Origin of the sequence: Hymenobacter sp. BT491, from assembly GCF_014349165.1 — a bacterium.
Taxonomy (GTDB): Bacteria; Bacteroidota; Bacteroidia; order Cytophagales; family Hymenobacteraceae; genus Hymenobacter; species Hymenobacter jejuensis.
In genome coordinates, this window is the sequence record NZ_JACSJJ010000003.1 from 353,630 (window position 1) to 378,846 (window position 25,217).

General features: G+C 55.0%; 23 protein-coding genes. 13 read left to right on the top strand and 10 right to left on the bottom strand.

What is annotated here, in order from left to right; all coding sequences use genetic code 11:
- Positions 1–109 precede the first annotated feature (109 nt).
- The 5 genes from poxB to H9I52_RS13025 all read right to left on the bottom strand — a co-directional run bounded on the left by poxB (position 110) and on the right by H9I52_RS13025 (position 5,995).
- Entirely contained in the window at positions 110–1,834 is a 1,725-nt protein-coding gene (gene poxB / locus H9I52_RS13005) for a ubiquinone-dependent pyruvate dehydrogenase (protein WP_187454226.1), read from the bottom strand.
- A gap of 75 nt (positions 1,835–1,909) precedes the next feature.
- On the bottom strand, positions 1,910–2,362 hold the full coding sequence (locus H9I52_RS13010; protein ID WP_187454227.1) for a GNAT family N-acetyltransferase: 453 nt from the start codon (positions 2,360–2,362) through the stop codon (positions 1,910–1,912).
- A gap of 43 nt (positions 2,363–2,405) precedes the next feature.
- Positions 2,406–4,034, bottom strand: a complete 1,629-nt coding sequence (locus tag H9I52_RS13015) for an acyl-CoA carboxylase subunit beta (protein ID WP_187454228.1) — start codon at positions 4,032–4,034, stop codon at positions 2,406–2,408.
- Between the two features lie 102 nt (positions 4,035–4,136).
- Entirely contained in the window at positions 4,137–5,180 is a 1,044-nt protein-coding gene (locus tag H9I52_RS13020; RefSeq protein WP_139516151.1) for an MlaD family protein, read from the bottom strand.
- A gap of 65 nt (positions 5,181–5,245) precedes the next feature.
- Positions 5,246–5,995, bottom strand: coding sequence for an N-acetylmuramoyl-L-alanine amidase (locus tag H9I52_RS13025; RefSeq protein WP_230471373.1), 750 nt, complete (start codon positions 5,993–5,995; stop codon positions 5,246–5,248).
- Between the two features lie 180 nt (positions 5,996–6,175).
- Here H9I52_RS13025 and H9I52_RS13030 point away from each other — a divergent pair, with 180 nt between their 5' ends.
- The 8 genes from H9I52_RS13030 (at position 6,176) to rplS (ending at position 14,418) form a co-directional block, all read left to right on the top strand.
- The gene (locus H9I52_RS13030) at positions 6,176–9,010 is read left to right on the top strand and encodes a putative LPS assembly protein LptD (protein WP_187454229.1); all 2,835 of its coding nucleotides are present in this window, start codon (positions 6,176–6,178) and stop codon (positions 9,008–9,010) included.
- 148 nt (positions 9,011–9,158) lie between these two features.
- Complete coding sequence (gene panB, locus H9I52_RS13035; RefSeq protein ID WP_139516148.1) at positions 9,159–9,974, top strand: 3-methyl-2-oxobutanoate hydroxymethyltransferase; 816 nt, start codon at positions 9,159–9,161, stop codon at positions 9,972–9,974.
- Between the two features lie 58 nt (positions 9,975–10,032).
- On the top strand, positions 10,033–10,746 hold the full coding sequence (locus tag H9I52_RS13040; protein WP_187454230.1) for an RluA family pseudouridine synthase: 714 nt from the start codon (positions 10,033–10,035) through the stop codon (positions 10,744–10,746).
- 267 nt (positions 10,747–11,013) lie between these two features.
- Positions 11,014–11,769, top strand: a complete 756-nt coding sequence (locus H9I52_RS13045; RefSeq protein WP_187454231.1) for an acyl-CoA desaturase — start codon at positions 11,014–11,016, stop codon at positions 11,767–11,769.
- Positions 11,770–11,939: 170 nt separating this feature from the next.
- Positions 11,940–12,479, top strand: coding sequence for a 30S ribosomal protein S16 (locus tag H9I52_RS13050; RefSeq protein WP_187454232.1), 540 nt, complete (start codon positions 11,940–11,942; stop codon positions 12,477–12,479).
- Between the two features lie 133 nt (positions 12,480–12,612).
- On the top strand, positions 12,613–13,218 hold the full coding sequence (rimM, locus tag H9I52_RS13055) for a ribosome maturation factor RimM (protein WP_187454233.1): 606 nt from the start codon (positions 12,613–12,615) through the stop codon (positions 13,216–13,218).
- A 6-nt stretch (positions 13,219–13,224) separates the two neighbouring features.
- Entirely contained in the window at positions 13,225–13,902 is a 678-nt protein-coding gene (trmD, locus tag H9I52_RS13060) for a tRNA (guanosine(37)-N1)-methyltransferase TrmD (RefSeq protein ID WP_187454234.1), read from the top strand.
- Positions 13,903–14,064: 162 nt separating this feature from the next.
- On the top strand, positions 14,065–14,418 hold the full coding sequence (gene rplS, locus H9I52_RS13065) for a 50S ribosomal protein L19 (RefSeq protein WP_139516142.1): 354 nt from the start codon (positions 14,065–14,067) through the stop codon (positions 14,416–14,418).
- Positions 14,419–14,504: 86 nt separating this feature from the next.
- Here the strand turns inward: rplS and H9I52_RS13070 are convergent, their stop codons facing one another.
- Positions 14,505–14,906 (bottom strand): hypothetical protein, encoded by a 402-nt coding sequence (locus H9I52_RS13070; RefSeq protein WP_139516141.1) that lies wholly within the window; start codon positions 14,904–14,906, stop codon positions 14,505–14,507.
- Positions 14,907–15,045: 139 nt separating this feature from the next.
- Between H9I52_RS13070 and H9I52_RS13075 the strand changes: the two genes are divergently transcribed.
- Both H9I52_RS13075 and H9I52_RS13080 read left to right on the top strand, forming a co-directional pair.
- On the top strand, positions 15,046–18,036 hold the full coding sequence (locus H9I52_RS13075; protein WP_187454235.1) for a M1 family metallopeptidase: 2,991 nt from the start codon (positions 15,046–15,048) through the stop codon (positions 18,034–18,036).
- A gap of 16 nt (positions 18,037–18,052) precedes the next feature.
- Complete coding sequence (locus tag H9I52_RS13080; RefSeq protein WP_187454236.1) at positions 18,053–18,652, top strand: inorganic diphosphatase; 600 nt, start codon at positions 18,053–18,055, stop codon at positions 18,650–18,652.
- Positions 18,653–18,739: 87 nt separating this feature from the next.
- Here the strand turns inward: H9I52_RS13080 and H9I52_RS13085 are convergent, their stop codons facing one another.
- The gene (locus H9I52_RS13085; RefSeq protein WP_139516138.1) at positions 18,740–19,450 is read right to left on the bottom strand and encodes a DNA repair ATPase; all 711 of its coding nucleotides are present in this window, start codon (positions 19,448–19,450) and stop codon (positions 18,740–18,742) included.
- Between the two features lie 275 nt (positions 19,451–19,725).
- On the opposite strand from H9I52_RS13085, the gene H9I52_RS13090 reads away from it, so the two are divergent.
- The 3 genes from H9I52_RS13090 to H9I52_RS13100 all read left to right on the top strand — a co-directional run bounded on the left by H9I52_RS13090 (position 19,726) and on the right by H9I52_RS13100 (position 21,816).
- Positions 19,726–20,133, top strand: a complete 408-nt coding sequence (locus H9I52_RS13090; protein ID WP_139516137.1) for a 6-pyruvoyl trahydropterin synthase family protein — start codon at positions 19,726–19,728, stop codon at positions 20,131–20,133.
- A complete protein-coding gene (gene folE / locus H9I52_RS13095; protein WP_139516136.1) occupies positions 20,126–20,800 on the top strand; it encodes a GTP cyclohydrolase I FolE in 675 nt (224 codons plus the stop codon). The genes H9I52_RS13090 and folE overlap by 8 nt, the downstream gene beginning before the upstream one ends.
- A 95-nt stretch (positions 20,801–20,895) precedes the next feature.
- Complete coding sequence (locus H9I52_RS13100) at positions 20,896–21,816, top strand: TIGR01777 family oxidoreductase (RefSeq protein WP_187454237.1); 921 nt, start codon at positions 20,896–20,898, stop codon at positions 21,814–21,816.
- Between the two features lie 38 nt (positions 21,817–21,854).
- Here the strand turns inward: H9I52_RS13100 and H9I52_RS13105 are convergent, their stop codons facing one another.
- From H9I52_RS13105 to H9I52_RS13115, 3 genes are all read right to left on the bottom strand, one after another.
- Positions 21,855–24,224, bottom strand: a complete 2,370-nt coding sequence (locus H9I52_RS13105; RefSeq protein ID WP_262386069.1) for a transglycosylase domain-containing protein — start codon at positions 24,222–24,224, stop codon at positions 21,855–21,857.
- Positions 24,225–24,439: 215 nt separating this feature from the next.
- Positions 24,440–24,790 carry a hypothetical protein gene (locus tag H9I52_RS13110; protein ID WP_187454238.1) on the bottom strand — a complete coding sequence of 117 codons (351 nt, stop codon included), beginning with the start codon at positions 24,788–24,790 and terminating at the stop codon, positions 24,440–24,442.
- A gap of 180 nt (positions 24,791–24,970) precedes the next feature.
- Positions 24,971–25,216, bottom strand: coding sequence for a hypothetical protein (locus H9I52_RS13115; protein ID WP_222940501.1), 246 nt, complete (start codon positions 25,214–25,216; stop codon positions 24,971–24,973).
- Position 25,217: the final 1 nt, after the last annotated feature.

Sequence of the window (25,217 nt, forward strand, 5' to 3'; positions counted from 1 at the left end):
AAGGGGCAAATAAAAGCAACCGACGCGGGATCACCACCGTCGGTTGCCTTTATTTAACACGTGTGGCACGAGAGAATGTTCAATCGGAAGGGTTTGCCGACGAATCTGTTCAGCGGAACAAATTGGTCTTCGCCAGCTCCAGTACTTCGTCGCCCCGCCCGCTCATGATGGCTTTGAGCGTGTACAGGCTGAAGCCCAGCACTTGTTCTTTCTGGATGCTCGGCGGCATCGAAAGCTCGGTGCGCTTCACCACGGCATCCAACACCACGGGGCCGGGGTGGGCCAGCATTTCGGCCAAGGCGGCGGGCAAGTCGGCCGGATCGGTTACGCGAATGCCCCGCACGCCCGCGGCTTCGGCCAAGGCCGCGAAGTTGGGGTTGTCCAGTTCAGTACCGTACTGAATAATGCCGGACGCCTTCATTTCCAGCTCCACGAAGGCGAGGCTGCCGTTGTTGAAGATCACAATCTTGACGGGCACTTTCAGCTGACGCAGTGTGAGCAGCTCGCCCATGAGCATGGCGAAGCCGCCATCACCGGCCAACGCAATAACCTGGCGTCCGGGGGCAGCTAGCTGCGCGCCCAGCGCTTGCGGCATGGCGTTGGCCATGCTGCCGTGGTTAAACGAGCCGATCAGTCGCCGCTTGCCGTTCATGCGCAGGTAACGGGCCGTCCAGATGGTAGGCGTACCGACGTCGCAGGTAAAAATAGCGTCTTCGGCGGCTTGCTCGTTGAGCAGGCGGGCGACGTACTGCGGGTGCATGCTCGTATCGCCGGGTTCGCCGGTGGCTAACTCATCGAGGCTTTTGCGGGTTTCGCGGTAGTTTTCCAGCGCATTTTCGAGGTGAGCGCGGTCGATTTTGGGCTGAAGCTGCGGCAGAAGCGCTCGTAGCGTAGCCGCAACATCGCCTACCAAACCCACTTCTACGCGGGTGCGACGGCCAATGTGCTCGGCGCGAATATCAACTTGTACTGTGCGGGTTTCCTGCGGCAAAAATTGCCGATACGGAAAATCGGTGCCCAGCATCAACATCGCGTCGCAGTCCATGAGGGCATCGTAGCCGGAAGTAAAACCCAGCAGCCCACTCAGCCCGACGTCGTACGGATTATTGCCTTCAACAGACTCTTTGCCCCGCAACGCGTGCACAATGGGCGCACCCAACGCCTCGGCTACTTGCAGTAGTTCCGCGTGGGCGGCAGCACAGCCGGCACCGGCCATGATGGTTATTTTTTCGCAGCTATTGAGCAAGTCGGCGGCCGCTTGCACGTCCTCTGCCGCGGGGTGCAGCGTGGCACTGCGCCACGAGGGCAATTGCGGCTCCGGTGCTTCCGCCGACTGATGGCTGATATCACCCGGTACCACCAGCACCGCTACCCCACGCTTGCCCAAAGCCGTTCGAATGGCGATTTCGGTAGTGCGCACGGCTTGGTCGGGGTGCCCAATCAGTTCGCAATAATCGCTGCACTCTTTAAAAGTCAGTTCGGGATGCGTTTCCTGAAAATACTGACTCCCGATTTCCACGCTCGGAATCTGGGCGGCGATTGCCAGCACCGGCACCTTACTCCGATGACAATCATATAACCCATTGAGCAAGTGGGTGTTACCAGGACCGCAACTACCGGCACAAACTGCCAGCGAACCCGTTATGTGCGCTTCGGCTCCGGCGGCAAATGCGCCGGCTTCCTCGTTGCGTACATGAATCCACTCAATGCCTTCCCGCGCCCGGATCACGTCGGTGATGCCGTTGAGGGAGTCGCCCACGACGCCGTACACGCGCTTCACGCCGGCGGCAATCAGGGTATCTACTATAATTTCGGATACAGTTTTTTTCGCCATTGTCTTCAGGTTGCTATCTGAAGCCTATACGGCGGAAAGCAAGGCGCAGGCGGTCAGGGTAGGCCGCCCGCGCCGTTATGCCAGCTCTTTCTGCATGCACACGCTGTTCTCCACGCCGATGTACTGGCCGTAGTTCGAGATCAGGGCATATCCGCTTTTCTGGTAGAGGCGAATGGCTTCGGGCTGTTTCTTACCGGTTTCGAGGACGCAACCGGCGTATTGTAGCTCCTTGGCCCACTGCTCTAACTCCGTCAGCACGGCTTGCGCTACTCCCTGCCCGCGTTGCGCAGGCTGCACAAACATTCGCTTAATCTCGACCAACTCTGGGCTAAACTCCTTGAAAGCGCCACAGGCCACGGGCTCGTCATTGCTGTACGCGACTATGACGTGGTTGAGCTTGTCGATCTTATTGAACTGGGCGTAGAAAGTGTGGTCAGCGCCGTCGCGAATGCTTAAGTCTTGGTCTAGCAGTGTTACTAGTTGCCGAAAATCGGGGTTGTCGGAAGTAGTGCGGGTAAGGGTTATCATCTGAAGAACAGTAACGTCAAACTCAACTTCGAAACCGATGGCATTATACTTGAATCACGCCTACATTGTACGCTTTCTCAATCGGCGCATGGTTAGCGGCTTCAATACCCATTGAAATAACTTTTCGCGTTTCCAACGGGTCAATGATAGCGTCCACCCATAGGCGAGCGGCTGCATAATACGGCGACAATTGCTCTTCGTAACTCGCTTTGATCTTGTCGAGCAATTCCTTTTCGGCTTCCGGTGTGATGACTTCGCCTTTCGCTTTGAGGCTGGCCACCTGAATCTGTAGCAGCGTGTTGGCGGCCGCTGCGCCACTCATGACGGCGAGTTGAGCGGTGGGCCACGCCACGATCAGGCGCGGGTCGTAGGCTTTGCCGCACATGGCGTAGTTGCCGGCGCCGTAGCTATTGCCGATGATCACCGAAAACTTCGGCACCACGGAGTTAGCCATGGCATTCACCATCTTGGCGCCGTCCTTGATGATGCCGCCCTGCTCGCTCTGCGAACCCACCATGAAGCCCGATACGTCGTGCAGAAACACCAACGGAATGCGCTTTTGGTTGCAATTCATGATGAAACGAGCGGCCTTGTCGGCGGAGTCGGAGTAGATTACGCCGCCCATCTGCATGCCCGTTTTCTTCGATTTCACGATTTTGCGCTGGTTGGCGACAATGCCCACAGCCCAGCCATCAATGCGCGCCAGACCGCAGATAAGTGTTTGACCATAAAGGTCTTTGTAGGGCTCAAACTCCGAGTTGTCGACCAAGCGCTTGATGAGGTCCATCATGTCGTAGGGCTTGGCGCGGTCGGAAGGCAGCAAACCATAGATTTCTTCGGGCGTTGAGGCAGGCAATACAGGCGAGGCGCGGTTGAATCCGGCTTTCGGGCCTTCGCCCATCTTGTCGAAGATGTTACGAATATGGTCGAGGCACTCTTCGTCGTTCTGGAATTTGTAGTCCGTTACGCCCGAAATTTCGGAATGCGTAGAGGCTCCACCAAGTGTCTCATTATCAATAGTTTCCCCAATAGCCGATTTTACGAGGTACGAGCCCGCCAGAAATACCGAGCCCGTTTGGTCCACAATCATCGCCTCGTCGGACATGATGGGCAAATACGCGCCACCGGCCACGCACGGGCCCATGATGGCGGCCAGCTGCACGATGCCCATACTGCTCATCACGGCGTTGTTGCGGAAGATGCGGCCGAAGTGCTCTTTGTCCGGAAAAATCTCGTCCTGCATCGGCAAGTACACGCCCGCCGAGTCGACTAAGTAAATGATTGGCAGGCGGTTCTCGATGCTGATTTCCTGGGCTCGCAGGTTTTTCTTGGCCGTAATCGGAAACCAGGCGCCGGCTTTTACGGTGGCATCGTTGGCCACGATAATGCACTGACGGCCTTTTACATAGCCCATCACTACCACCACGCCCCCGGATGGGCAGCCGCCGTGTTCTTTGTACATACCTTCGCCGGCAAAAGCGCCGATCTCAAGCGTTTGAGAATCTTTATCTACCAGGTAATCAATACGTTCGCGCGCTGTGAGTTTGCCTTTGGCTTTGTGCGCTTCGATGCGCTTCTCCCCACCGCCCAGGGCTACTTTTTTGTAGCGTTGGCTAAGCTGGTAGGTGAGCTGTTTTAGTTGGTCTTCGTTTTTGTTGAATTCGAGGTCCATGCGGGTGGGAAGGGTGATTTGAGAACAAAAAACTGGGTGGGGCAGGCACAAAAAAATCCGCCCGAAGGCGGATTTCAAAGGTACTTAAAATTGGTACACAGCTTATTTCTCGGGCTTGGCCGTACTGTCGACCTGAATCGTGACTTTGGGCGCGGCTTCTACCTTTTTGGTTTCGGTCTCGATTTCGCCGTTCGGTTTCTGCGTGGTCTCCTTCTTCGTCTTATCCTTGCCGCCGCCCCCGAATACCGAGAAGTGTACGTAGCGCTTTGGGTTGGCCTTCAAATCGACCAGCAACGCGTTGGAGCTGGAAGCAGTCGCGTTGAGATTGGTATAGAGCGAGTCGTCGTTGATAAGCTTGCCGAGCGAGCCTTTGGGGCTAGTAAGGGTCTGGTTGAGCGATTTCATGGCCGACTGTGCCTCTCCCATAGTGGAGTTGAGCTTGCGCAAAGCCGGACCAACGGGCGCCGCTTTCAGCGAATCGCTAAGCTGGCTAAAGTTCACCGTGATGCGGTCGAGCTTGCGTGAGGTTACGGCCAGCGTATGGGTGAGCTCGGCCATGTTGGTCGTGATCTGGTTAATGTTGCGCTGGTTCATAAGCAACAGATTCTTAAGGGCTTCTGTAGAACCTTGCGCATTCTGCAACGTGGCTTGCAGACTTACTTTGGCATCCTTGTTCAGGAAACCATTAACCTTAATCAGAGTTGAATCGACCGTACCCAGCACCGGCAAAGCCCGCGCTTGAAACGCATCCGTGATGCTGGCTACTGTGTAGGACTTCAATTCTTGACCGCCGTCAAATACTTTAGAGTTTTTGCCCAGAAACAGCGTGATGGTCTTGCTGCCCAGCAACGAGCCCGACAAGCTGGCGACAGTTGAGTCGCCCACTACCACGTTTTTGTCCAATTCCACAGCCACGCGTACGCGGTTGCGCTCGGCAGGAAGCAATTCCATGTTTTTCACCTGCCCGACTTTGATGCCGTTTAGGATGACTGGGTTTCCGACGGTGAGTCCGTCCACGTTGTCGTACTTGGCGTAGTACGTATGGTTGGAAGATAGTATGTTGCTGCCTTTCAGAAAGTTAAATCCGATAAATAAGGCAGCGATTGCCGCGATGCCCAGTAGGGCCACTTTGACTTCTTTCGACACGTTGGGTCAGCGAATGAGTGAGTAGAGTAGAATCAGATACGGGCCGAAATCAAGCTGAACCAGGGTTATTCCTCGTTCATGGCTTCGAGTTCACTTTTATAATCCCGGAAGGCCCGGTAGATACCTGATGCCATATACGACTGGCCCGACTTATCGTTGAGGTAACGCTCTTCGTTGCGGTTGGTTAAGAAGCCCGCTTCGATGAGAACGGAGGGCATCGTGGATTTCCAGAGGACCAGAAAACCGGCCTGTTTCACGCCGCGCGAGTGTCGGCCCACGTTGGTCCGGAACTGGCGCTCTACTTTTTGGGCGAAGCGCAGGCTGTTGGTTACGTGCGCGCTCTGATAGAGCGAAAACAGGATCTGGCTTTGGGGAGAATTGGGGTCGAAGCCGTTGTAGCGTTCTTTATAGTTGTCTTCCTGCAGAATAACTGCGTTTTCACGTTTGGCCACGGCCAGGTTGGCCTCCGTCTTGTGCAAGCCCATCGTCCAGACCTCCGTGCCATAGGCCGCCGAAGGCCCAGCATTGCAGTGCACACTAATAAACAGGTCGGCGTTGTGGCGATTGGCAATGCCCGAGCGGTCGGCCAGTTCCACAAACACATCGGTTTTGCGGGTATACACCACGCGCACATCGGGCATATTCTCCTCGATCAGGTGGCCCAGTTCGAGAATAATTTTGAGCGACACGTTGGCTTCGCGGGCGCTTACGCCGGCGCACCCACGGTCCTTCCCGCCGTGCCCGGCATCAAGCACAACGGTACGCAAATGAAATTTGGTAGGGGGCAGAACCGGAGCGCCCGGCGCCACAGCCACCGACGGACCGGAAATAAATAACAGGCCCGCCACACAAAGAGTGACAATATTCCGCACGGAGTTCGTTAGTTGGGGCAGCGACCCGCTACCTTTGCAAACCGCCACAAAATAAACGAATAAAACTACGTGGCCCTGCCCGCGCTGTCAAGCTTTGCTATTTTTCGTCTTTTCGCCGGTCCGTTGCGCCTCCCGCTCCTGACGTTGCTATTGCTTTGGCTTACAGCCGGCAACGCCGTCATGGGCCAGCAACAGCCCAAGGCCAAGACCATTCCCACGCCGCGGCTGAACGTGGATGGGCACCCCGCGTTGCCTGCCAACCCCGATTCGTCGCGCACTTCCCGCTTGGCAGTTTTGTCCGATACAGCTCGCACCAACGACTCGCTGCAAATTTCAGCGCGCCGCAAGGGCGACATCGAAACTACGGTAAAATATGCCGCTAAGGACTCTATTCAGTTCGACGTACAAAACCGCATTGCGAAGCTCTACAGCAAGTCAAACATCGACTACGGCGACATCTCGCTAAAAGCAGCCCAGATTACGGTCGATTATAAAACCAACGTGCTCAGCGCCGAAGGAGCCCCGGACTCAACGGGCAAAATCCGCGATAAGCCGGTGTTTAAGAACGGCGGCGAAACCTTCGCCACCGGTCCGTTGCGCTACAACTTCAAAACCAAAAAAGGCAAGCTTCAGGATGCCGTAACGCAGCAGGGCGAAGGCTACGTGCACGCCGAAGTCGTGAAGAAAAACCAGCTAAACGAAATTTACGGCTTGCACGGTCGCTACACCACGTGTAACCTGGAACATCCGCACTTCTACATCAACATGAGTCGGATGAAGGTGATTCCCAAGAAGTTGGTGGCCAGTGGGCCTTTCAATTTGGTGATTGGTGATATTCCGTTGCCGCTGGGTTTTCTGTTTGGCTACTTCCCCACCCCGGGTAAAAACCGCTCTTCCGGCCTGATCATCCCAACTTTTGGCCAGACTTCTGACCGCGGCTTCTTCTTGCGCAACGGTGGCTACTATTGGGCTGCTAATGAATACATTGGCGTACGCCTGACCGGCGACATCTACTCCGGCAACGCCGAGTCGTTTGGGGGTTTTGCCCTAACCGGGGAGGTGCAGTACATCAAGCGCTACACCTACAACGGCCGGTTCAATCTGAGCTACAGTCAACGCCCCGCCAACCAGATTTTAGCCACCAACACCGAGAATACTAATCCGGCTTATCGGAAGCCGGTGAACCCCAAAACGTTCTGGCTTACCTGGAGCCACTCCCCCACTCCCCGGCCCGGTGGCGGACGCTTCTCGGCCAGCGTGCAAGCCGGTAGCTCAGACTTTAATATCCAGAACAACGCCAACCTCAAGACCTACCTGACGCCCGCGTTTAGCTCCACGGTCAGCTACCAGAAGCAGCTGCGCAACCTGCCCATCAACTATTCGGTGCAGGCTAGCCAGAGCCAGAACACGTCTACGGGCACCATGGACTTTACCCTGCCCGACGTGACGGTGGGCGTGGCCCGGCAATACCTATACGAGCTGGTAGGGTTGAAAGCGAATCCGCTTTACGATCAGCTTGCGGTTTCGTACACACTTACGGCCCAGAACCGGCTCTCAAACTCCTTGCCCGCCCGGGTGCTGGACGGGGGTGCCATTCCGGTAATCGGCGGCTCACGCGAAGCCACTCGCATTCCCGTGAAGCTCAACAACTTAGCCCCGCTGTTGCGCAACTCGCAAACCGGCATTCAGCATCAGTTTCAGATTTCGATTGGCAGCTACACGTTCCTGAAGCACTTCAACCTGCAACCCTCCATCAACTATGGGGAAACGTGGTACTTCAAACGGCTGGATTATAAGTATGTGCCCACAGCCAACGCAATCCAGATTGACACAATCCGGGGCTTCAACCGCGTGTACAGCTACTCGGGCGGCCTGAACCTGGGCACCAATATTTACGGCATTGTGCAGGTGAAAGGCAAAAAGATCGAAGCCATCCGGCACAAGATCACGCCGAGCGTGAGCTACCAGTTTGCCCCTAACTTCTTGAAAAACAAGAACTTCTATACTCAGGAGTTTAATCTTGGCAATATCCGTGACGCCAACGGCAACTTGTATAATCAACTCGACATTGCCAGCGGCCGAATCCTGAACCCGCGTAGCTTTTCTTACTACAATAACTTCCCGTACGGCGCCCCCAGCGGCACGAAGGTTAGTCAGGTGAGCTTTAGCCTGCAAAACCAGGTAGAAATGAAGGTTCGGACCAAAAACGATACGACCGGCACCACGCCTTTTGAGAAGCGCAGCCTTATTGACGGACTCGACTTTAGTACGGGTTATAACTTTGCGGCTGACTCGCTCAACCTGCAACCCTTGTCGGCCAACTTCCGCACCCAGATAGCTCGTAAGCTTAACGTGTTGCTCAACGCAACCTTCGACTTCTACCAGCGTGACTCTACGGGCCGCGTGATCAACAAGTACCTGTTCGATCAGTCGAAACGCCGGCTGGCGCGGCTGGCCAACGCCAACTTTTCGCTCAGCTACCAGTTCAATTCGGCGCAGGGCGGCAAGAAAAGCAGCATTCCGCGGGCAGTGGCACCTACCAACGATCCGGCCTTGGGCAATCCCAATCCTGTCAATCCTTACGAGGACTACATAGACTTTGAACTCCCCTGGGAGCTAAGCGCTTCTTTTGCAGCCAGTTACACCGATCCCGGCCCTAAGGTATCGCGGGTAGGGCAGTTGCGGCCCACGCCTTTCAGCTCGGCCTCGCTCAACCTGAGCGGCTCGGTAAAGCTTACGGAGCGCCTGCGCCTAGGCTACAGCAGCGGCTACGACTTCAAGAATAGCCAAGTAACGATCACGTCCTTAGACTTTTACCAAGACCTCCATTGCTGGCAGATCAGCGGCAACTGGCGGCCGTTTGGCTATACCCAGGGCTATAACATTACCATCGCGGCCAAGTCGTCGTTGCTGCAAGACCTGAAGCTGAACCGCAACCGCTCTTTCCTGAATCGCTAGGCTGGCGGGCGTTTTTCACTTCTAGAAAGGGCACGTTGGGAAGTACCGCCGGGACGTTTTGCCAGAAAATTGCCAGCTTTGGCCTCCGTTTTAAGTTTAAGAACGCCCTGTCTTTTCTCCTCCCCAGAATTATAAGCTCCTCAACATTATGTCGCAGCACAAAGAAGTCAAGCTCGTGACCACCCACCAGCTGCTCGCCATGAAGCAGCGCGGCGAAAAAATCTCGATGCTCACGGCCTACGACTTCTCGATGGCTTCCATTCTCGACGGCGCCGGCATCGACGTGCTGCTGGTCGGCGATTCCGCTTCCAACGTGATGGCCGGCCACGAAACTACGCTGCCCATCACGCTCGACCAGATGATTTACCACGCCCAATCGGTGGTGCGTGCCGTCAAGCGGGCGTTTGTGGTAGTCGATATGCCGTTTGGCTCTTATCAGGGCAATTCTTCTGAAGCCCTGCGCTCGGCCATCCGTATCATGAAGGAATCGGGTGGGCACGGCATCAAGCTCGAAGGCGGCGCCGAAATTAAGGAGTCCATTACCCGCATCCTCACGGCGGGCATTCCGGTGATGGGCCACCTGGGCCTGACGCCCCAAAGCATTTACAAATTCGGCACGTATACCGTGCGGGCCAAAGAAGAGGCCGAAGCGCAAAAGCTGCTGGAAGACGCGCAACTGTTGCAGGAACTGGGTTGCTTTGCGATTGTACTGGAAAAGATTCCGTCGGCATTGGCCAAACAAGTAGCTGAACAGCTGACGATTCCCGTAATTGGCATCGGAGCCGGCCCGGATGTGGATGGCCAAGTGCTGGTGGTGCACGACATGCTGGGCATCACGAAGGAATTCAAGCCACGTTTCCTGCGTCGTTACGCCGAACTGCACGAAACCATGAGCGAAGCTGTTCGCAGCTACATCAAGGATGTAAAAGACCGCGACTTCCCCAGCAGAGAAGAAGCTTATTAGTATATAAACAATTGATTATCAAGTATTTGATAATCAATTGGGATTTTAGTTTTACTGCGTGAATCGTCCAAATCTGTGGTCAGATCAGAAAGAGATTCTGTTCGAAGACAATCACTTACTCATCATCAACAAGCCAGCCGGCTTGCTCGTGCAGGGCGATTCGACGGGCGATGAGCCCCTTTCGACCAAAGCGGCCGAGTATCTGCGTTTCAAGTACAAGAAGCCCGGCGCGGCGTTCGTGGGCGTTGTCCACCGCATCGATCGACCGGTAAGCGGTATTGTGGTGCTGGCCAAAACCAGCAAAGCCTTGAGCCGGCTCAACGAGATGTTCCGCGACAACAAGGTGCACAAAACCTACTGGGCCTTGGTAGGGAAGCGGCCCGAGCCGGAAAGCGGCCAACTGGTGCACTGGTTGGTGAAAGACCCCATCCGCAACGTCACGAAAGCTTACCCAAAGCTGCACCCACAAGGCTTACGTTCCGAGTTGAGCTATGAACTTTTAGGGCAAGCTGGCAACCGCCAACTCCTTCAGGTAAACCCTGTTACAGGTCGTCCCCACCAGATTCGGGTGCAGCTCGCCACGGGGCTGGGCACGCCCATCGTAGGCGATGTGAAATATGGTTTTCTGGCTCCCCTCCCGGATGTAAGCATCGCCCTGCATGCCCGGCGGCTGGAATTGGAACATCCCGTTACGAAAGAGAAGCTCTGCATTGAAGCTCCGGTGCCTGAAGTAGCACACTGGGAAGCTGCCAAAGCGTTTTATGCGCAATAGTGTATATCGCTAAGCCTCAACTTTATACTACCAAAAGCCTCCCTATCCGGAGGCTTTTCGTTTAAGGATAATCTTGGATGAACAGCTCAGTAAGAATAGCCAGCAAGGGTAAGCTGAATAAGATTTTGGCCTTTTCTGGCCATTTATTGACGCCCCGCGAGTCTGGCCGTAGGTTTGTAAAAGTAATCTGAACTAAAGCTGCTCCATTACGCTTCTGCGGGCAGCTGCATGCGGCTTCCCGACATCGCTTCCAACCCTTTTTGGTATATGGCCATTCTCGTTTTCTTCATTGCCCACTATTACCTGTCGCTGTTCACCCAGACGTTTTACCTGCATCGTTATGCAGCCCATAAGATGTTCACCATGAACAAGTTCTGGGAGAAGTTTTTCTTCCTGTTCACGTACATCTGCCAGGGTTCCTCCTTTCTTTCGCCACGGGCCTATGCGTTGCTGCACCGCATGCACCACGCTTATTCCGACACCGAGATGGACCCGCACTCGCCGCACTTCTCGTCGAATGCTTTTTCGATGATGTGGAAAACCAAGAATATCTACAACGATGTGCTGAACCATAATTACGCCGCGGCAGAGCGTTTTGAAGGCGATTATCCGGTGTGGAATGCGGTAGAGAGTTTCGGCGACAAGTGGTATTCGCGCATTGGCTGGGGCACGGCTTATGTGCTGTTTTACATCAACTTCGCTACCGCCTGGTGGCAATACTTGCTCCTCCCAATTCACTTTTTGATGGGGCCTCTGCACGGTGCTATCGTCAATTGGGGCGGTCATAAATACGGCTACCAGAACTTCGACAACCACGACAAATCGAAGAATACATTGGCCCTAGATTTCCTGGCTTTCGGCGAATTATTTCAAAACAACCACCACAAATTGCCCATGCGCGTCAATTTTGGCGTGAAATGGTGGGAGTTTGACCCTACCTATGTGTTCATCTGGAGCTTGGATAAAGTAGGTGTCATCAAAATCAAGCGAAAGCAGAAAGCCGCAGCCCGCATGGCGGCGTAAGCGCGTCGATACGTTAAGAAAGGCTGTCCCATCCTGGGGCAGCCTTTTTTGTTGCTTGACTAGTCGGACTAATTATTAGGTGTATACATCTTTTTCTTTGCGGGAATTGCGTACCTTTGCGCCTCACTTTCAACCAGACGGACGGGTTCCGTCGCTAACCCCTCAGGTTCATGGCAGTTAAAATCCGCCTCGCCCGCCGCGGCCGCAAAAAGGCCGCTCAATTCGACATCGTTGTAGCTGACTCCCGCTCGCCTCGCGACGGCCGTTTCATCGAGAAAATCGGTACCTACAACCCCAACACCAACCCTGCCTCGATCAACTTCGATAGCGAAAAGGCTTTCGATTGGATCATGAAGGGTGCCCAGCCTACCGACACGGTACGGGCCATGCTCTCTTACCGAGGCGTACTGTATCGCAAGCACCTCCAACTGGGTGTAATCAAAGGCGCTATTTCGCAAGATGTTGCTGATCAGCGCTTTACCGATTGGAAGGAGCAAAAAGACGCCAAAATCGAAACCAAGCGCAGCTCGTTGGGCACTGCCAAAGAGGAAACGCGTAAGCAACAGCTGGCTGCCGAAACTAAAGTTCGGGAAGCTCGCGCTGAAGCCATCCGCTTGAAGAACACTCCGGCTGCAGCCCCTGCTGCCGAAGAAGGCGAAACTGCCGACGCTGCTACAGCCGACGCTACGACCGAAGAAGCCGGCGCTTAATTCCGCTTCGAAGGTTTGAGGTAAAGAGTTTAGTAGATGTTTCGCTCAGATTTTTTCTGAGCGAAACATCTACTAAACTCTTTCTCGTTTTTTCCTGTATCCTCTCCTTCATTTCCTAAATCATTCTCTTGTCATGACGCTCGACGACTGCTATCTGCTCGGCTCCATTGTGAAGCCACACGGCCTGAAAGGCCTTATGGTCGCGTTTCTGGACGTGGATGAGCTGGACACTTACCGCAAGATGAAGTCTGTGTTCTTGGAACTGCCTACTGCTCCAGGCAAGCTAACTTCGTTTGGGGTGGAGCGCGTGCAGCCTCAGACGGACGACAGGGCCTTGCTTAAGCTTCAGGGCATCGACACGATTGAGGCCGCTGAGCCGTTACGCAATGCGAACCTGTATCGGGCCTTGGAAGAACTGCCGGCTTTGGACGAAGATCAGTTCTACTTCCACGACGTGATTGGCTATGTAGTTGTAGATGAACAACTTGGCGAGCTGGGTATTGTCGAGGCCTTCTACGAGTTGCCGCAGCAAGATTTGATGGCCATGCGTTACAAGGGCAAGGAAGTACTGATTCCGGTGGTGGACGAACTGATTTCGCACGCTGATGAGGACGAGAAGAAGATCTACGTGAACTTGCCGGAAGGCTTACTCGACGTCTACCTCAGCCCTGCTTCCCGCGAGCGCGACGAACCCGACGAGTTCGTTGGCCCCGACGACGAATCTCCGGCTCAAGCATAAGCTTTCATGCGCATCGACATCGTAACGTGCCAGCCCGATTTATTGATAAGTCCGTTCGCGCATTCTATTGTAAAACGTGCTCAGGACAAAGGCTTGGCCGAGATTCATTTACATGATCTTCGGCGTTTCGCCATCAACAAGCACGGGCAGATTGATGATTACGTCTTTGGTGGCGGCGCCGGCATGGTATTGCGCGTCGAGCCTATTGCCGCTTGCCTCGATGAGCTACTGGCCGAACGCGCATACGAGGCCGTAATCTACATGACGCCAGATGGCGAAACGCTGCGTCAGCCGCTGATCAATCGGTGGTCATTGGCGCAGAATCTACTAATCCTCTGTGGTCATTACAAAGGCATCGACGAGCGAATTCGCAAGGCCTACATCACACACGAAATCAGCATCGGCGATTACGTACTAAGTGGCGGCGAACTTGGTGCTGCCGTGCTCGTAGATGCGGTGGTGCGACTGCTGCCGGGCGTACTTGGCAATGAAGAGTCGGCTTTAAGTGATTCCTTTCAGGACAATTTGCTTGCGCCTCCCGTCTATACCAGGCCGGCCGAGTGGCGAGGCGAAAAAGTACCCGACATTCTTCTATCAGGCAATACTCCGCAAATTGAAGTCTGGCGACACGAGCAGGCCCTAGAGCGTACCCGGTTGCGCCGCCCCGACCTGCTCGACGAGTAAGTAAGCGCCCTCGCGTTGCAAAGTAATTGAGCGAAGCGCCTTTGCTTTACGACTCATTTAAGCGGCGGCGCTTGCAATGTAAAAAACAGACCGCTATATTTGCGCCTCTTTTACCCAGAAACCCCTCGGGCGGCGGCGCCGTCCTTTTTAGTTCTTCCAGCCATGAGCGTATTACTCGATTTTATCCAGCAGGAATCCCAGGAGCGCCGCGCCAGCTTCCCAGCATTCGCCGCCGGCGACACCATCAACGTCCACGTAAAAATCCGCGAGGGCAACAAGGAACGCATTCAGCAGTTCCAAGGCGTGGTGATCCAGCGCAAAAATTCTAATTCAAACGGCGAAACTTTCACCGTGCGTAAAGTATCGAACCAGATCGGTACTGAGCGGATTTTCCCCATGCTGTCGCCAAACATCGACAAGATTGAGGTAATTCGTCGCGGCAAAGTACGTCGTGCTCGTTTGTTTTACCTGCGCGGTCTGTCGGGTAAAGCGGCTCGTATCAAAGAGAAGCGCTAAGCTGCACTCTCTCCGAACAACAAAAAGCCGGCCTTCGCAAGAAGGTCGGCTTTTTGTTGTCTAATAAGTTCAACTCTATCAGGCAGTTAGCTGGCCTGGTTTGAATTTTTCAGATCATCCTCGGGTGCAGAACCGGGGCTTTGTATCGCTTTAGCTGCTTTCAACAGCGCTTCGCCTAGGCTTTCGACACGGGGCTGTGTGTTGCCAGTCGCGAAGACAGCCGATTTGATGGTGTTTTCCCCTAAGCGACCAAGCAGTTGCCCAATCAGGCGGTTATCGTAGGTGCCCGAGCCAAGGTGCGCTTTCAGCTGCTGCAGGTCGATTACAATCTGGTGCAGCTCGGGGTTATCGGCCTCTTTTACGTCTTCGATCCAACGTTGCAAAATATTATCGAGACCGGCTTTGGTGCTTTCCTCCTGCAAATCGCCGGCAAGTAGGCTGGCCGTTGAGTCGAGGTGCACTTGGTGCTGAACATCTGTCTTTTCCATGGGAATATGCGGTTAGTGTTCGGGGTGTGATGAGCTTGAGGTAACGAGTGCCGCCGGACAGGGGTTGTGAACAGGCAGCTTTTCGGGCCCGAAAACGTACTTTCGCCGCACGATCTTTCTTTTACTCTATTTGGCCTTTATGAAAAAACTACTTGCTGGCTACTGGCTAGCGGTTTTGCCCCTCGCAACCCTCGCTCAAACCCGCAGCGCTGCCACGCCCTGGCAACAACAAGTCAATTATTCCATTGATGTATCCCTGGACGACCAACAACATGTGTTGACGGGCAAAGAGGAGCTTCAATACACTAACAACTCGCCCAGCAAGCTGACCTTCATCTGGTTTCACCTGTGGCCCAACGCCTACCGTGACAACACTACTGCTTTTGCCAAGCAACAGCTCCGCAACGGCAAACTCGATTTTCAGTTTGCCAAACCCGATCAGCGCGGCTTCATCGATCAGCTTGATTTTCAAGTAGATGGCCAAACGGCGAAACTGGAGTTTGACCCCAACAATCCGGATATTGCCAAGCTGATATTGCCCAAGCCTTTGGCTGCCGGCGAAAAAGCCACCATCACGACGCCATTTCGGGTGAAGCTGCCGGACTCATTTTCACGGATGGGGCACGTAGGGCAGTCGTATCAGGTTACGCAGTGGTATCCGAAGCCCGCGGTATTCGATCGCAAAGGATGGCACCAGATGCCTTACCTCGACCAAGGCGAATTTTTCTCCGAATATGGCTCTTTTGACGTAAGAATCACATTACCAAGTAATTATACGGTTGGCGCTACGGGTGAGCTGCAAAACCCCGACGAGCAACAACGGCTTGACCAGCTTGCCGCTGCTACTGCGCTGAAAAAAACGCAGCAGGATTTCGGCACCGACCTGTCTTTTCCGGCTTCGGCCAGCGAAACCAAAACCCTGCATTACGTGCAGGATCGGGTGCACGACTTCGCCTGGTTTGCCGATAAGCGCTTCAACGTGCTAAAGAGCGGCGTCACGCTGCCTTCGGGCAAGCAGGTGACCTCTTGGGTGCTTTTCACCAACAGTGGCGCTCAGCGCTGGATTAAAGGCCTGCAAGACGTCAACGACGCCCTCACCTACTACTCGCAATGGGTCGGCGAATATCCTTACTCATCGGCCACGGCCGTGGATGGCGCTTTGAGTGCAGGTTCGGGGATGGAATACCCCATGATCACCGTGACCCAGCCCGATGCCATTGTGCACGAAGTGGGCCACAACTGGTTTTATGGCATTTTGGGCAGCAACGAGCGCGATAATCCGTGGATGGACGAAGGCGTAAACTCCTACGTAGAAGCCCGCGTCGCGGAACGCGACAACCCTTTGGCCGGTCAGTACGAAGGCTTGCTTCGCTCGCCAAAAGCCTCTGCGGCCTTGGGTATCGACGGGCTGGAAGCCAATGCCTTGAATCAGGTGCTGTACCAAGCATCCGCCAGCCGCGGTCTCGACCAACCAGTTGCGGGCGTCGCGTCGGCTGAGTATGGCACGTTCAATTACGCCGACATCGTGTATACCAAAACGGCCACGCTGCTGAAGTACTTGGCGGGCTTTCTGGGGCAGGAAAAGTTCGACAACGCGATGCACGCCTACTACGAGCAGTGGCAGTTCCGCCATCCCTATCCCGAGGATATGCAGGCGGTATTTGAACAGAGCACCGGCCAGCAGCTGGATTGGTTTTTCAAAGACATGCTGGCAACCACCAACCGCTACAACGCAGCCGTATCCGATTTGCTCGTTACCAATTCGCAGGTCAAAGTACTGATCCGCAACGACTCGCCGGCGCCGTTTGCCGTGCCGGTTGCCACGCTCGATGCGCAGGGCAAGGTGCTGGAAACGCAGTGGACGCCGCTGCTTGGCCGCTCCGAGACCGACGAAGAAACCCAGCTTGACTTCCGGCGGGAAGGCGTAGCAGCCGTCGTCATCGACCCCATGTATCTGACGCCCCAACTTAACCGTGGCGACGACCGCCGCGCCCTGACCGGCACATTCCGAGGCACCCGGCCGCTGCGCCTGAAGCCCTTGAGCAGCGTGGAGCGCTGGGACCGTGCCACCATTAACTGGGTGCCGGTACTGGGAGCCAATACCTCTGACAAGTTTATGTTGGGGGCTGCATTTTACAACAGCCCGCTTAACATCAAGCGTATCAGCTACTTGGCTATGCCAATGTATAGCTTCAACCGCAACGAGCTGAACGGCATTGGCATGTTGAACATCAACGTGTTGCCGGCCAGCCTTGCCCGCCAGATCGTAACTGGGGTGCTGGTACAGCGCTTCGAGCGCTACCGGAAGATAGAGCCCAGCATCACGTTTTCGCTGCCCAAATCGGCTTATAACGCGCCGCAGCATATGCTTAAGCTGGCTAATACCTCCATTTATAGCCAAGATGCCAACGAGCTCCAGCAAGCCGGCACCACCACCAGCATTCAGACAGTGGAGTACCAGGTGCGGGGCGGCAATGCCTTGCAAACCTGGAATGCGAGCGTAGAGTTTAACCACCTGACACCCAGCCTCTCCGAAGACATCGCATCGCGCGAGGCTAGTTTGCTGCGGGCTTCGGCTACGTATCAGCGGTTCTACTCGCCCAAGAAACGCGTGCAAGTGCGCCTGTTTGGCGGACGTTTTCTACAAAAATCTGATGATCAACCCTTTATCATTGGCCTAAGCGGTAGCCCTGATTACCGGCGTCAGACGTTCTTCCTAGACCGACAGCAGATTTCGGATGCCTTCACGGCCCAAACACACCAGACCGACGACCGCGACGGCGCCTTCAAGGCTTATCTACCTGTGGGTAGCTCACGCTGGCTCAGCACGTTGAATGTACAGGCCGATCTGCCCGTGACGCCCCTATCGGTGTTTGCGGATTTTGGCGCTGCCAAGGAGCGCTTCGTAGTGGCAAATGGCCGCGACCGCTCGCAACGCCTGTTTTACGACGCTGGCTTCGTGTTTCCGGTGTTCAAAAACATCCTGCAATTCTATTTCCCGGTGGCGGGCTCGCAATACGAAAACGGCCTGCCCAGCAGCCGCAAAGATTTCACCGACCGCATTCGCTTTACCGTGCGATTCGATCAGCTGAATCCGTTGCGCATTCTGGACGAACAACTAGGCAAATAGGAGCTTATCTGAACGTATGCACTTTCGTGGATTCGTGTTTGTCGTGCTCAGTAGCCTCGGTGTAATCGGTTGCCGGACCGATTACGCCGAGCTACCCACGTTCTCGCCGGAGAAGAAGCTGTTGCAGGCCGTAATCGAAGTGCCGGCCGGCACCAACAAGGAGCAAGCTTACGACCCCAAAACCAAAGAGTTTAAGCCCGTACAGCGCGCTGGCACCGATCGAATGGTAGAATTCCTCCCCTTCCCTGGCAATTATGGCTTTATTCCGGGAACACGCCTCGAACCTGCTCCGGGAGTTGCAGCTAGGCCGCTTCCTATTTTGGTACTGGCCGAAAGCCAACCCAGCGGTACGGTCATGGATGTACAGCCAGTGGGTCTAGTGCTGCTCGACAACGTAGGCGTGATGGAACAAATCGTATTGGCCGTGCCCGCCCGACCCAGCCAGCGCATTCTGCCCGATATCACTACGTGGGCCGATCTTACGCACCGTTACCCAGCCGCCAAAGAAGTGCTGCGGCTATGGTTTCAGCACCGCGGCCGCTCCGGCGAGGTGCATATCATGGGCTGGAAAGACGAGAAAGAAGCCGAACGGCGCATCAAAGCCGCTATGCAGTAATTTTACTACCCGAAGCCCAAAAGCAAAAAGCCCCGCCAATACTGGCGGGGCTTTTCTATAAATATCAATTAATCAATAAGTTATCTACTACTCGATCTTGTTCATGCGATCTTTCACAGCTTCCAAAGCCACGCGCATGTTCACAATGTCGGCGCGGGCAGCTTCCTGCTCTTTCAGATTCATGTCGATCTGGTTGTTGTACTGAAGCAATTCGGCTGCGTTCTGGGCCAACTGCTGCTGGATCTCCTGCTTCTTTGCTTTGTTCTTCTCGATGTCCTTCTTGATAGCATCCGACTTGGCAATTACGGCCATGTGGTTGTTTTGCGAAGAAACCAGCGCTTTTTCAGCTTCCGCTACCTGGATGGCCAAGTCTTCGCGGTAGAGCTTACGAGCGAAATCCTTCAGGAAGCCCTCGGCCGATTTCCACTGTACGGGCGTAGCGTCTTTGCTCAGGTAGGCGTTGCCAAGGTCGAGCGACCACCAAACGGTCGTACCGGTCGGCGTAGCATCCACTTTGCTGATCACGCGCACCGGCGTTTTGGAGATCTCTTCGATGATGACTCCATCCATGCTGTAAACGCCTTTGTCGGCCTTTACTTTGTTGCCAAACTTTTCGTTGAGGTGCTTCAACCAGGAGTCGTCGACGCGCTTGCTGTCCAGCTGGATGGTAACGCGTTGCCCTTTGCGCGGGATGCCTTTAACAGCCATGTCCGTTTCATCAACCGGAGACTTCTGCGCATAGCCAGTCACCGTCAGCACGAACATCAACAGGAGGGAGAGGAGTATGCTTCGTTTCATAAGCAATGAAATGTGTTGGTAAGAAAGTGGTTACAGGTTCAAAAGTGGGGGTCGTTTTTTGTATCCGACTCACCAAATTTAACGACACTCAGCGCATCTCCGACCTCGCAGGATTGTTTTTTTTTAAGATTATATGCTTTTATTTAATAATTCATAAGCTATATAATTTAACTACTAAATTCTCCGGAAACGCTTCCAAAATGTTCTTTATATCAGCCTATTATCGAGGTTGGCCTGCTCAAACAAAAGCCTGGGTTGCCTGTTAAAACACGACTATGCTAATCACCGTTTGCCGCAAAGAACACTTCAACGCCGCCCACCGTCTGCACAACCCCGCCTGGAGTGAGGAACGAAACCAACAGGTTTTTGGCAAGTGCAATAACCCTCATTACCACGGACATAACTACGAGTTGACGGTCCGGCTACGCGGCCCCATCGACCCGGAGACAGGCTACGTGTACGACCTCAAACGCCTGAGTAACCTCATCAAACGCGAGATTCTGGATACCTTTGATCATCGGAACCTTAATCTGGATACCGAAGAATTTCGCCATCTCAACCCCACGGCCGAAAACATTGCCGTCGTGATCTGGAACCGGCTACGGGCTCATGTAGAGCCTCACCTGGAGCTGTCGGTCACGCTGCACGAGACCGACCGCAATTTTGTAGAATACCATGGATAACCCCGTACCAGCAGCCTCTGCTGCGGACGGCCTCGTCGCCGATGCCCACCTGTCGGCCGACTTGCGCACCCCGCTTCGCTCCGATGCTTTTCATATGCCCGATGAGGCCAAGATCGACGCCATTGCGGGTCACTTCCGGCAGATCATGGACCTGCTCGGCCTTGACCTCAACGACGACAGCCTAAACGGTACGCCCCGGCGCGTGGCCAAAATGTACGTGCAGGAGTGGTTTCGCGGGCTCAATCCCGAGCACCGGCCCGATGTAAAACTGTTCGACAACCGGTATTCTTACCAACAAATGCTTGTGGAGCGCGACATCACGCTGTTTTCGTGCTGCGAACACCACTTTGTGCCGATCATTGGCAAGGCGCACGTTGCGTATCTGCCGGGTGAACACGTAGTTGGTCTTTCCAAACTAAACCGAGTGGTGCAGTATTATGCCCGACGTCCACAGGTGCAAGAACGGCTTACGCGCCAGATTGCCGAGGAACTGAAGAATGCGTTGCGCACCGAAGACGTAGCCGTGCTGATCGAAGCCGACCACCTGTGCGTGATGAGCCGCGGCGTAAATGACACCAGCAGCGGTACGCTCACCGCCGAATACGGGGGCGCTTTCGCCTCCGACCAAACGCTGCGCAGCGAGTTTCTGCGATTAATTGGGAAGTAACGCTCATCGGAATTTGCCGATTGCTGTTAGCTTGCACTTCCTATCCCACCTAAGCAGCTACCAGCCCAGTAGTTAGCGCTACTGGCCTACACACCATGTCTCGAAAAGTTCTCATCACCGGCGGCACGGGCCTGATTGGCTCCCGCCTTGCCGACATGCTCATCGATGCGGGCTACGAAGTGGCCTTGCTCAGCCGCCAGCCCAGCACCGGCCGCTACCGCAGCTTCCGTTGGGATCTTAACAAAGGCACGCTCGATGAAGCCGCGGTGCGCTACGCCGATTGCATCATCAACCTAGCCGGGTCCAGCGTGTCGGAAGGCAAATGGACCGACGAGCGCAAACGCGATATTATGGCCAGCCGCTTGGGCGGCACAAACTTACTGGCCCAGGAGCTAGCTAAAGCCGATCACCACGTAACCGCTTTCATATCTGCCTCAGCCATAGGCATTTACGGAGACATGGATGACAGGCTGGTAAATGAAGAAACGGCACCAGCGCCCGCCGACGACTTCTTGGCCGACGTGGCGCACCAATGGGAGTTAGCAGCGCAACAAATTGAGCAGTTGGGCATCCGCACCGTCATTACCCGTATTGGCATTGTGCTCAGCACCGAGGGCGGCGCCCTCCCCCAAATTGCCCGGCCTACCAAATTAGGTGCCGGCGCGCCCCTAGGTTCGGGTAAGCAATACATGTCGTGGATTCACCGCGACGACCTCTGCCGTTTGCTGATCCAGATGCTGGAAGAACCTCAGTGGCACGGCGTTTACAACGCCGTCGCGCCTAACCCTATCACTAATAAGGAGTTCACTGAAACATTAGCCGAAGTGCTACACCGGCCATTGGTTCTGCCAAAAGTGCCGGCGTTTGGCCTCAAGCTGATGATGGGCGAAATGAGTGAGATTGTGCTGGCTTCGCAGCGGGTAAGCGCCGAAAAGGTGCTTCGCCAAGGCTTTACATTCGAATACCCTCACTTGAAGCCGGCCCTTGAGGCGCTGTATAAAGAGGAACCCGAATAGCCGTAACTTCCTGGTAACCAAATAATTATCTTTCTAGCTCACAAGCTATCCGGGACTGCTACAGCGCCGCTGTTGATCCGCTCCAGCAGGTTATCCGTCACGATTGAATCGACGACTTCGGCGCGACGCGGACGGGGTACTTCGGTGTAGCAAACGTACTTTTTGGTGATTTTGACGGGCGATTTGGGAAAAGGCCCCATTGTAATGCCGAGCGTTTCGTCGGCGTACAGCTTTTCCATGTAGAGCCCAAACACCGGCAGCGCCATGCGCCCGCCTTCGCCTTGCTGCGAGCGGAAAAAGTGAATCGAGCGGTCTTCCCCTCCTACCCACACCCCGGTTACAAGGTCCTTGGTGACGCCCATGTACCAACCATCGGAGTAGTTGGAAGTGGTACCCGTTTTGCCACCAATCTGGTTGTTATTCTTCCAAAGTTTGTAATCCCAAAGTGCCTGCGACGTACCGCCGGGTTCTTCCATACCGCCGCGCAGCATGTAGGTCATTAGCCAAGCCGTTTCGGGTGAGATGACGCGCTTTTGCTTCGGATCGAACTGCTTGATTACGTTGCCATTACGATCTTCTATGCGCGTTACGAGCAAGGGCTCCGTCCGGAAACCATTGTTGGCAAACGTGCTGTAGGCGTCCACCATTTCGTATACGCTCACGTCGCCGGCCGAGCCCAACCCGATGCTGGGCACGGGCAAAAGCTTGCTGCGGATGCCTACTTTATGCGCGTAGTCAGCCACTTTGTCCCAGCCCACAAGCTCGGTAAGCTGCGCCGTCACGGAGTTGACGGAGCGGGCCATGGCGTGGCGCAACGTCATGTTGATGCCGGTGTATTCGCGCGTTACGTTGTCGGGCTTCCATTCCATGGGCTGGCCATTTTCGACGTATTTAATGGTCACGCGCTCGTCGCGGATGCGATCGCAGGGCGAGTAGCCGTTGTCGAGGGCCGTCAGGTAGACAAAGGGTTTGAAGGTAGAGCCCGCCTGGCGCTTGCCCTGCCGCACATGGTCGTACTGGAAGAAGCGGTGATTAAGCCCTCCTACCCAGGCTTTTATGTAGCCCGTGTACGGGTCCATGGTCATCATGCCCGCGTGCAGGAAACGCTTGTAGTACGCCAGCGAATCGAGGGGCGACAGAACCAAAGTCGTATCGCCGTCGCCCTTCCACGTAAACACCTTCATGGGGTGCTTGGCGTGCAGGGCCGAATCGAGGCGGGCGGGCTGGCCCTTGTAGCGCTCCGCCAGTTCTTTATACTGCTCGGTACGCTTGATTTGAGTTTCGATAAAGTCGGGAATTTCCTTGCCGTCTTCATCAATCCAAGGTTTGGTGCCGCGGTTACGCACCGACGCATCAAACTCTTGCTGTAGCCGTTTCATGCGCTGCTGCACCGATTCTTCGGCGTACTGCTGCATCCGCGAGTCGATGCTGGTGTAGATTTTCAAGCCGTCGCGGTACATGTCGTAGCCGTTGCGCTCACACCAGTCGTTTACGAAAGAACTAATGGCCCCGCGGAAATACGTATCCGGTCCATCGACGTGCTTCTCGACTTGGTAACGAAGCGCGATGGGCATTTTCTGCAAAGAATCTACTGCCTTCGCTTTCAGAACGTTAGCTTGCCCCATCCGTTCGAGTACCACATTCCGGCGTTTCAGGGCCGCTTCCGGATGAAAGCGCGGATTGAAAGCCGTAGGATTGTTGAGCACGCCAATGAGCATGGCAGCTTCTTCGGGCTTGAGGCTATCGGGCGAGGTGCTGAAAAACGTCTTGGCCGCTACCTTAATGCCGAACGCGTTGGAGCCGTACTCAACGGTGTTGAGATACATCCGCAGAATTTCCTCCTTGGTGTAGCGACGCTCTAGTTCCACGGCCGTGAGCCACTCTTTGGTTTTGCTCACGATCACATTTACCAGCGGAATGTGGCCCAGTACGCCGCGGTCGCCGCGGCGGGTTTTGTAGAGGTTTTTGGCCAGCTGCTGCGTGATGGTGCTGCCCCCGCGCTTCTCACCGCGAGCCGTGTAGTAAAATGTTGCTAATAAGGCAGTTGGATCGATACCAGCGTGCTTATAATAGCGCACGTCCTCGGTAGCGATGAGCGCTTTGATCAGCAGCGGCGACATTTTGCTGAGCGCCACCGGCGAGCGGTTCTCGCGGAAATACTTGCCGATCAGGACGCCGTCGGAAGTATACACTTCGGAAGCCTGCTCCACTTTGGGATTTTCCAGCTCGTCGAGGCCCGGCGACTTGCCGAACAGGAACAAAAAGTTGGTGCCTACCAGAATGGGGTACAGCAAAAATATCCCCACACCAATGGCAAAGACGCCCCACATGGCACGCGTCAGAATGTTGGGCCAGCGGCGCCGTGGACGGGGCGCGTCGTTTGGTTGAGGCGTTTTGGGAGCGGACATTCGGAGCGCGTTGGGACCAAACCCGGCCAGCGGTGCTGGCTACGGAGCCGCAAATATACCAGTTAGGCGCGGCCCGGCGGCTATAACCACTTAATACGCTTGTATTCAGCTACAATCTCCTGCTATCAGGGCCTAAAAGGATGCTCAAAATCGCCTGCCAACGTCCACTTGGCTCTGCTGGAACCACGATAGCTCAACCGTATGGCAAAGCCCTTTTACAGCACTTGCAACCACGCTATTACTGCCATAATCAAGCAGACCAGCGCCAGCAACGCCGCACCCATTAGCAGTGGCAATAGGCCGATTTGCAACAGCGCCTTCATCCATCTGGGCCCTGGATGCCCCGACAGCCATCTCCACGCGATGGACATGCCTTGCGGGATGAGGCAGCCGAGTGTAGTTATCAACAGCGCCTCGAGCACGGGCGAGGCGCCGGGCGTATGCGGCCAGATTTCCTGCCTCCACAGCAGGTTCAGGCTTACGAACAACAGCGCGGCCACCGTCCAGAGAAACATGGGCGGAATGACGGGCAAAGGCAGCAGCAACTTGAAAAGGAAACGTCTCATTTTCTGTGAGATAGATCTCAGTGGAGTGCGTATTCGCTTAGTGAAGTAATGGATAACAGACGCGGTGCCTCAACCGAACGGTAATCAAGGCACCGCACCTGAAGGATTATACACGAATATGATCTCCATAAATAATTAATTGATTATCAATAGTTTACAAGCATGATACATAGCCCAATTCTACTGCCAACTGCTTGGCACATATTCCGGCCCTTGGGCGCTCCACAGCAACGCCACCCACACAAAAGCCGCGAGCAATAAGCTCAGCAACACTCCGGCTGTGGGCAAAACGCCACTCAACAGCCGCTGGATTCGTTCGGAGGAAGTGGCGGCGTGTTGCTGCCAACCGAGTAGCGCACCCAACGCGAGCAACACGCCTACCGTGAGCACAATCAGCAATACCGTGGCGCTGACTTTTACTAACATG